This window comes from Komagataeibacter xylinus NBRC 15237, from assembly GCF_001571345.1.
Lineage (GTDB): Bacteria > Pseudomonadota > Alphaproteobacteria > Acetobacterales > Acetobacteraceae > Komagataeibacter > Komagataeibacter xylinus.
Genome location: NZ_BCTP01000080.1, coordinates 1 through 7,439, shown reverse-complemented (window position 1 = coordinate 7,439; position 7,439 = coordinate 1). Strand labels below are relative to the sequence as shown.

General features: G+C 58.0%; 8 protein-coding genes and 5 pseudogenes. 7 read left to right on the top strand and 6 right to left on the bottom strand.

Annotation, left to right across the window (positions count from 1 at the left end):
- A partial coding sequence (locus GXY01S_RS15940; protein ID WP_169797769.1) for a transposase occupies window positions 1-279 on the bottom strand: 279 nt, incomplete at its 3' end.
- A gap of 551 nt (window positions 280-830) precedes the next feature.
- Window positions 831-1,112: pseudogene (locus GXY01S_RS15935) on the bottom strand (OB-fold nucleic acid binding domain-containing protein); the annotation flags it as partial.
- A 76-nt stretch (window positions 1,113-1,188) separates the two neighbouring features.
- On the opposite strand from GXY01S_RS15935, the pseudogene GXY01S_RS15930 reads away from it, so the two are divergent.
- The 3 genes and pseudogenes from GXY01S_RS15930 to GXY01S_RS18380 all read left to right on the top strand — a co-directional run.
- Window positions 1,189-1,422, top strand: a pseudogene (locus GXY01S_RS15930) (transposase); the annotation flags it as partial.
- Between the two features lie 235 nt (window positions 1,423-1,657).
- Window positions 1,658-3,025, top strand: coding sequence for an IS110 family RNA-guided transposase (locus tag GXY01S_RS15925; RefSeq protein ID WP_061276706.1), 1,368 nt, complete (start codon window positions 1,658-1,660; stop codon window positions 3,023-3,025).
- A gap of 2 nt (window positions 3,026-3,027) precedes the next feature.
- A pseudogene (locus GXY01S_RS18380) lies at window positions 3,028-3,540 on the top strand (IS3 family transposase); the annotation flags it as partial.
- 15 nt (window positions 3,541-3,555) lie between these two features.
- Here GXY01S_RS18380 and GXY01S_RS19270 read toward each other — a convergent pair.
- The 4 genes and pseudogenes from GXY01S_RS19270 to GXY01S_RS15910 form a co-directional block, all read right to left on the bottom strand.
- Window positions 3,556-3,945 (bottom strand): annotated as a pseudogene (locus tag GXY01S_RS19270) (recombinase family protein); the annotation flags it as partial.
- Between the two features lie 27 nt (window positions 3,946-3,972).
- Window positions 3,973-4,353 carry a helix-turn-helix domain-containing protein gene (locus GXY01S_RS15920; protein WP_061276704.1) on the bottom strand — a complete coding sequence of 127 codons (381 nt, stop codon included), beginning with the start codon at window positions 4,351-4,353 and terminating at the stop codon, window positions 3,973-3,975.
- Entirely contained in the window at window positions 4,343-4,666 is a 324-nt protein-coding gene (locus GXY01S_RS15915; RefSeq protein WP_061276702.1) for a type II toxin-antitoxin system HigB family toxin, read from the bottom strand. Before GXY01S_RS15915 ends, GXY01S_RS15920 begins: the two co-directional genes overlap by 11 nt.
- 99 nt (window positions 4,667-4,765) lie before the next feature.
- On the bottom strand, window positions 4,766-4,975 hold the full coding sequence (locus GXY01S_RS15910) for a hypothetical protein (RefSeq protein WP_165165582.1): 210 nt from the start codon (window positions 4,973-4,975) through the stop codon (window positions 4,766-4,768).
- 137 nt (window positions 4,976-5,112) lie between these two features.
- On the opposite strand from GXY01S_RS15910, the gene GXY01S_RS15905 reads away from it, so the two are divergent.
- From GXY01S_RS15905 to GXY01S_RS18805, 4 genes and pseudogenes are all read left to right on the top strand, one after another.
- The gene (locus GXY01S_RS15905; protein ID WP_242501398.1) at window positions 5,113-5,718 is read left to right on the top strand and encodes a DUF2726 domain-containing protein; all 606 of its coding nucleotides are present in this window, start codon (window positions 5,113-5,115) and stop codon (window positions 5,716-5,718) included.
- Between the two features lie 203 nt (window positions 5,719-5,921).
- Window positions 5,922-6,602, top strand: coding sequence for a DNA methyltransferase (locus GXY01S_RS15900; protein WP_061276696.1), 681 nt, complete (start codon window positions 5,922-5,924; stop codon window positions 6,600-6,602).
- Between the two features lie 7 nt (window positions 6,603-6,609).
- A complete protein-coding gene (locus GXY01S_RS19265) occupies window positions 6,610-7,161 on the top strand; it encodes a transcriptional regulator domain-containing protein (RefSeq protein WP_370664528.1) in 552 nt (183 codons plus the stop codon).
- Window position 7,162: 1 nt separating this feature from the next.
- A pseudogene (locus tag GXY01S_RS18805) lies at window positions 7,163-7,439 on the top strand (hypothetical protein); the annotation flags it as partial.

Genomic DNA, 7,439 nt, shown 5'->3' with positions numbered 1-7,439 from the left:
CTCAAGGAAACGCATAAAGGAGAGGCGATCGTTGATCAGATATTCCGTCCGCTCATCAGACAAATTGTTGAGCGTCTGGATCACCAGGATCTTGAACATCAGCACAGGATCAAATGGCGGTCGTCCGCCCTTGCTTCCATCGGAATACGCCAGGGTCTTGTCCAGATCAGGACGGAACGCTTCAAAATCCACAGTCCGGGAAAACGCTTCGAGCTGATCGCCAAGCCCACTCAGCCGGGCAAGACGCTCTTCAACATCAAAGAAACCAGACTGCTTCATATCGCCATTCCCTCAATCAACGCAGAAGAAATAGAATCATACAGAAGACCTCAAAACCAGGGGGTTTTTAGAACCCTCCAGCTCGTCATCCCAGAGGAAATATTCCTTGCCGGTGCGGGCAGCGGCCTCGACGGAACGTTTCGTGATCTTGACCATGCTCTTGCCTCCAGCGCCGGAATCACTGGAATCAAATAGGAATCATTTGGGGACGAAAGTAGGCGATCCCGGTCAGGGTGAAGTGTACCATGATAAGAGTAAAAAATTAAGAAAAACTGCCATTTATCGTGAAAAAATCGGTTCTGTGCGGTAATTGTGTAAGTATTATAATAGAACTCATAACCTGAAGGCCGTAGGTTCAAATCCTACCCCCGCAACCATAAATATGTGTCTGATAAGACAACAGAAAAGCCACCCTCACGGGTGGCTTTTTTTGTGCCCGAAATCCCGCGCAGGATGCGTATAGGATGCAACTGGGAGTGAAAATCCAGCGTAGGTTGCGCTTAAAACAGGCTATGTCACGATAGCATGAGTTTTATCGGCAGCCTTATTGATCAGTGGAAATTACGCGATCTGACGACGATACGCTCACCGGCGGAATCGCTGTCATGGGCGCTCTCAGCAGAGGAGCGATTACCGACGTCTGCGAGCAACCCGGAAAGGTCGGTGATCTCTTTTGCTACCAGATGCACGACGTCACCTTCCTTCTGGAGCATGCCTGCCACCGCCAGCATCTGGCCGCCCAGCACAACGCGCCGATTTGCGTCGAACATATCGGACCAGATGATGACGTTCATGTTGGCCGTCTCGTCCTCCAGCGTCATGAACACCACGCCTTCGGCGGTGGACTTGTAACGATTTTGTGCCGGTCATCTGAGCGTTTTAAGCTCGTATCAGGAGACCGACGAGACCATGAAGCATACGGAAGATTTCAAGCGCGAGGCCGTGAGGATTGCGTTGAGCAGTGGGCTGTCACGCACGCGTATTGCGGCCGATCTGGGTATTGGCAAATCCACCCTGGCGAAATGGATAGTGAATTATCGTCCGGACGAGCCGGCATCAGAGCGTCAGGCTGATCTGGCCCGCGAGAATGAACGTCTTCGCCTGGAAAACCGGATTTTGCGGGAGGAGAGGGAAATCCTAAAAAACGATCCCGGGCGTATGCCCGCCTGTGCGGCATAGAAACAGGTTGTGCTATCGTGTCGGACAGGAGGGTAGCGGCCGTTAGCTTATTGGCGGGTTCGTCCCCGTTAAAAAACGTGGTCCATGGAACTGTGCGGACTTGAGAATGGTGACACTGCCTTGCGGTGATCCCGGTTAGGAAGATGATTGACTGGCATGTTCCACGCCCTCCTGCAGCATAGTGCATGGAGATGTTACGATGCCTCGAAAATCTGCAAAAGCGTCCCCTGAGCTTACCCGCCACATTCACGGAGCAGCCGCGATCGATATTGGATCACGGATGCATATGGCAGCCGTCTCACCCGAGACTGCAAAGAATCCGATCCGGTCCTTTGGCACATTCACCTCGGACCTGCATACGCTGGCTGAGTGGTTCAGGGCCTGTAACGTTACCAGTGTCGCCATGGAATCCACCGGCGTCTACTGGATTCCGGTTTATGAAATCCTTGAGCAGCATGGTTTCGAGGTCATCCTCGTGAATGCGCGCTACGCCAGGAACGTGCCCGGGCGCAAGACGGATGTGAGCGATGCCGCTTGGCTCCAGCAACTTCATTCCTACGGCCTGCTGCGCGGGAGCTTTCGGCCTCAGGCCGATATTGCCGCTTTACGAGCCTACCTGCGCCAACGCGAGCGTCTTGTTGAGTATACAGCGGCACATATTCAGCACATGCAAAAAGCGTTGATGGAAATGAACCTGCAACTCCATCACGTTGTGTCCGATATTACGGGCGTCACAGGAATGCAGATCATCCGGGCAATTGTCGGTGGTGAACGTGATCCGGATACGCTGGCTGCCAGTCGCGACATCAGGTGTCGCTCATCGGTTGAAGTGATATCAGCAGCCCTGATGGGAAATTATCGGGACGAGCATGTGTTCGCGCTGACACAGGCGCTGGAGCTTTATGATATCTACCAGGAACGGATCGTGGCCTGTGACCGTCGCATGGAAGGGCTGCTGCTGCGTCTGAGCCACAAGAGTGCGAAGCCTGCGGCAGACCTCCCAAAGCCGCGGATCAGGACAAAGCAGGTTAGCGCCCCATCCTTCGACGTGCGCAGCATCCTGTATCGATTGCTGGGGGTGGATCTCACGCAGATCCATGGCATCGGTGTTTCGCTGGCCCTCAAACTCGTGGCCGAATGTGGTACAGACCTTCGTGCCTGGCCGAGTGCAAAACATTTCACGTCCTGGCTCTGTCTGGCCCCTGGGAACAAGATTTCAGGCGGCAGACTTCTTTCATCGCGTACCCGTCGCTCCTCAAGCCGAGCCGCAGCCCTTCTGCGTCTGGCTGCCACGACGCTCGGGCGAAGCGATACGGCGTTGGGGGCCTTTTACAGACGCCTGTCTGCCCGGGTCGGGAAAGCAAAGGCCGTGACCGCAACGGCCCGAAAAATAGCGGTCCTGTTTTACAATACCCTCAGGCACGGCATGGCCTATGCAGATCCTGGAGCGGATCATTACGACGAGATCCATCGTAAACGTGTCGTCTCCAATCTGCACCGTCGCGCCCAGTCTCTGGGGTTCATACTGCAGCCCATATCGGGAGATCCTCAACCTGCTGTTTCTTAGGAAGCTACCCAGTTCTTCGCGAGCCAAAAGCCATGAGGTTCGCTTTCATCCACGGACATCGGCATGAATGGCCAATCGGGAGGCTGTGCCAGGTTTTGCGGGTCTCGGCACGAGGTTACCGGGCCTGGACATCCCGACCGGCCTGCCAGCGCCAACGTACCGATCTGAAGGTACTGACGCATATCCGTGAGCATTTTGCCCTGAGCAATGGGTCCTACGGACGGCCGCGCATGACCATGGAACTCAGGGAAGCCGGGCTTGATGTCGGGGAACGTCGCGTTGGCCGCCTCATGAAGGCCAACGGGATCCGGCCCGTGCGCACCCGTCGCCACAAGGTGACGACCGACAGCCACCACCAGTCTGACATTGCGGCCAACCTTCTGGACGGTGATTTCCTTGCTGAAGGCCCCAACCAGAAATGGGCGGGAGATATCAGTTATATCTGGACTGCCGAGGGCTGGCTCTACCTCGCTGTCGTCATCGATCTGTTCAGTCGTCGCGTGATCGGGTGGGCCGCGATGGGTCTTGGCGGCCAGATCTTTGAGGAACAGGGCATTCATCGTGCCCTTGAGGCCGACATGCAGTTCGTTGATCTCACCCTCGGCCAGAGTGACGATCGGCACGCCAGCGAATTTCAGGTGCTTGAATAGGGTGGCGACATCGGCCTGATCGCGCGAGATGCGATCCAGCGCCTCGGCCAGCACGATATCGAACCGTCCGGCCTGGGCATCCTGCAACAGGGTCTGGATACCGGGACGCAGGATCATGCTCGCGCCAGAGATGCCCGCGTCCTTGTAAGCACCGACGATTTTCCATTTCTCGCGCTTCGCGTGTTCCCGGCAGATACGGAACTGGTCCTCGATCGAGGCGTCGCGCTGGTTGTCGGAAGAATAGCGGGCATACAGGGCGACGCGGGTCATGGGATGTTCCTTGAGGGGTGTTTCCTATCAGGCGACCTGGTCCATCCGGCTGGGCCGGATCAGCACCTCGGCCGAGATGCCGAGGCCGTCATGCAACTGGCGGATCATGTCGATCGACAGGCCCCGCTTGCGGTTCAGCACGTCCGCCACCCGGTTGCGTGGACCGATCATCGGCTCCAGATCCTTGCGGGTGAGGCCCTGCTGCTCCATGCGGAAGCGGATCGCCTCGACCGGATCGGGCGGGTCGATCGGATGGTGCTTCGCCTCATAGGCGTCGATCAGGGTCGCCAGCACATCAAGGCGGTCGCCGTTCAGGGTGCCGTTTTTAGCACCCCACAGCCGCCCGACTTCTTCCAGCGCTGCGTCATAATCCGCCTCGTTGCGGATGGGCTTCAGATCAGCCGTCATGTTCCACCTCCGTCACGTCGATCCTGTCATACGCCTTGTGCGTGCCGATCCATTTGATCCAGACGATGCCTTTCTCGAAATCGACCGCCACGACCAGGCGATAGGCGTTGCCCTTGATGTTGAAGACGATCCGCTCGGCGCTAACGATGCTGGCCGTGGCATAAAGCCGCTTCACATCGGCGGTGCTCGTCCACGCAGCCCTGCCGACTTCGGCGAACCAGGCGTCCAGCGCCGCCTTGACGGCCGGCTGGTCCTTCTGGCCCGCCAGACTGTCGACGAACTCTCTCAGCGTGCGTCGGGCGATGATCCTCATTGACTGACCTTATATCACGGGACCATAATGGTCACAAGAAAAATGCACGACTGCCCGGCGAAGGGTCTTTCGCCGAGGGAATGCAGCCGGGGAGGGAGGCTACCGCATAGGACGGGATCGGTTTTGCCGGGCCTGTTTCCGCTCCAGCGCGCGGGCACGCTCGAATTGCTCGCGGGCCATTTGACGACCGATCAGGCGGGCGAGGGAAAGGATGGCCTTATTGGAGGGGCGTAACGCCTCTTCGGTCGTTTCCGACGCCTCGGTGGGGCCGAACACCTCGATCCTGATCCTGTCGGGTCTGCGTGCCATCCTGTCCACCTTCCCGGTCATGGGGCGACAGGAACGATGAAGGACAGGACAAGGGGATTTGAGAAGACCATGCAGCGGTCCATGCGGTAATCGGCGGTGATCGCGCAGAAAAGGGAAGCTTATCGGTCGTGGAAAAAATGATCATTCTTCTGGCGATTGGATATGCCATCGGATTCTATGTTCGGGATCGCCGCGCGAAAGAGGTCGTGGCGAAGCAGGCTGCCGTTCGGCAGCAGGAAGACGAACGGCGTCGGCAATATCGACAGGAGCATGACCTGTCCGATCCGCAGAACCAGTTGCGCTTCATTGATGAATGCAGCCTGAAGGCTGTTCCTTCCGTCAATCGGGAAGCTGTACGCGTTCTCTATGCGATCGACGAGTGGATCAAGGTCTGTCAGCCCGACTGGCGTTTCGCTTTTGAGGTTGCGATGGGCAGTTTTATTAAAACGCCTTATGCTCCGGATGATCAGCGTCAGAAGCGGGCCTTCAATTCCTACAGCGGCAAGCGCGTCGACTTCCTTCTGATCGATCGTTTTGGCAATCCGGTTCTGGTGGTCGAGTATAACGGTTCAGGCCACGATCTGTCCGGCGATGCGGATGCTCGTATGGCGGTAAAGCGTCTGGCCTTGCAGAAGGCGGGTATCCCGCTGCTCGAAATTCCCGAGAGGATGGGAAAGCCCGATATCTTCGCCGCACTTTCAGAAAAAACCGTGATGTTCGAGGCAGAAAAAAGAACAGGCTAATGGCTCCGCCCTCGCGCCGGCAAGGGTTCGCGTCAGCGCGCTGACGCCGCCCGATGGGGTATCCCCGATCTTCCTGCGCTGCGCTCCGTGCAGACCGGGAGAGCCCCCTCCCCATCGGTCGCCCTTGCCGTTGCTACCCCGCTACTCGCCGCGAGGCAGAGGAACAGCGGGGGCTGTTCCTCGCGGAACAAAGGGCAAAGACCATGACCGGCAACACCAACACGGCAACCGATTTCCGCAACACCGTCCTTTGCGGTGACAGCGTGCAGCTTATGCGCGCACTCCCTCGTAATGCGGTGGATTTCATCCTGACAGACCCGCCTTACTTGGTGAACTATCAGGGCCGGGACGGGCGGAAGATTCGCAACGACGATAATGCGCGCTGGCTCCGGCCGGCGGTCAACCAGATGCACCGGGTTCTGAAATGGGGTGGTCTTGCCGTGAGTTTTTACGGGTGGAACAAGATCGACCTGTTCGCCGATGCCTGGAAGGCGACCGGGTTCCGCATGGTCGGGCACATCGTTTTTCGCAAGTCCTATTCATCCTCTTCCCGGTTCCTCCGGTATGAACACGAAAGCGCGTATTTACTCGCAAAGGGCAACGTGACACCGCCCGCGAAGCCTATCCCGGACGTGATCGACATGCCCTATTCAGGCAACAAACTGCACCCGACGCAAAAGCCGGTGGCGGCGTTGCTGCCCCTGGTGGAAGCGTTCTGCCCAGTGGGCGGTCTAGTTCTGGACCCGTTCGCCGGTTCGGGTTCGTCGCTGGTGGCAGCGCAGCATCTTGGGCGCGACTGGCTGGGGATGGAACTGGATGTGGACCATGCGGCAATCGCGACCCGGCGCCTGGCCTGGCACGCGGCGAAGAAAGTAGCGGCATAGGGAGTGAATGCCGCAGGGCCGACAATTCGGGTCTGCGGAGCCCGCTTCCTTGGCCTATCTGTCCGCACAAATTTGCGCCGATCCGACTTCGCGGATCGGCAGCGGGAAGATGGAAAATAAGCGCCGCTCGCCGGGCGAGTGCCCGGCTCGCGGAATATTCTGGCACGCGCGGACGAACGCCATAACGTCGTGCGATCGCGTTACGAGATCGACATATCTCCAAACACAGTCTGCACAAAATCGTCCCATTGCGCATCCTGATTGTCCTGCTGCCAGAAGCAGGCGCAAGAGGAAGGGTAACGCGATGCCGATATCAGATTGGCAGTTGCCGGCCGCTTACGAACACGCAAAAGACATTGCAGCCGCCGGCATGGCCTGGGAATATCTCCGACGCGACGATGATTATCGTCGTGCGTTTCAGCGAATAAAAGCGCTGCCGGCTCCGAAGCCAGGGGGCAGCAAAGTCTTTTCCAAACGATGGGGTTTGCGATTTCCCTGTCGATCCGTCGCAGCCTGCCGGCCGCACGCCTGTTTTCTGGATATCGGAACTCTCGCCTGACGTGATCGAACTGCGCGAGGCTCTGGCGAATGCGGATGATCCGGCCGTCATGCCGATCAATCTCGCGGAATTACCAGACCTCGTCCCGCGACTGGATGACGGTGATGCGTGGCATGGTTTCTGGCGGCCTGGTGCGTCGTCACATCAGTTCTGGCTCCCGACACATCCGGTGGCTGGACCAGCCACTTATGTCGTCATCTTACCGCTTGATAAGTTGCTGGAACTTCGCGCGGAAGCTGTGCTGCGTTTATGGCGCGCGTTAGTCGGCCGGTCTGAGT

Coding starts and splice junctions, on each gene's coding strand:
- GXY01S_RS15925 (WP_061276706.1), top strand. CDS start 1,658: ATGCCTCGAAAATCTGCAAAAGCGTCCCCTGAGCTTACCCGCCACATT.
- GXY01S_RS15920 (WP_061276704.1), bottom strand. CDS start 4,353: ATGACGGCTGATCTGAAGCCCATCCGCAACGAGGCGGATTATGACGCA.
- GXY01S_RS15915 (WP_061276702.1), bottom strand. CDS start 4,666: ATGAGGATCATCGCCCGACGCACGCTGAGAGAGTTCGTCGACAGTCTG.
- GXY01S_RS15910 (WP_165165582.1), bottom strand. CDS start 4,975: ATGGCACGCAGACCCGACAGGATCAGGATCGAGGTGTTCGGCCCCACC.
- GXY01S_RS15905 (WP_242501398.1), top strand. CDS start 5,113: ATGATCATTCTTCTGGCGATTGGATATGCCATCGGATTCTATGTTCGG.
- GXY01S_RS15900 (WP_061276696.1), top strand. CDS start 5,922: ATGACCGGCAACACCAACACGGCAACCGATTTCCGCAACACCGTCCTT.
- GXY01S_RS19265 (WP_370664528.1), top strand. CDS start 6,610: ATGCCGCAGGGCCGACAATTCGGGTCTGCGGAGCCCGCTTCCTTGGCC.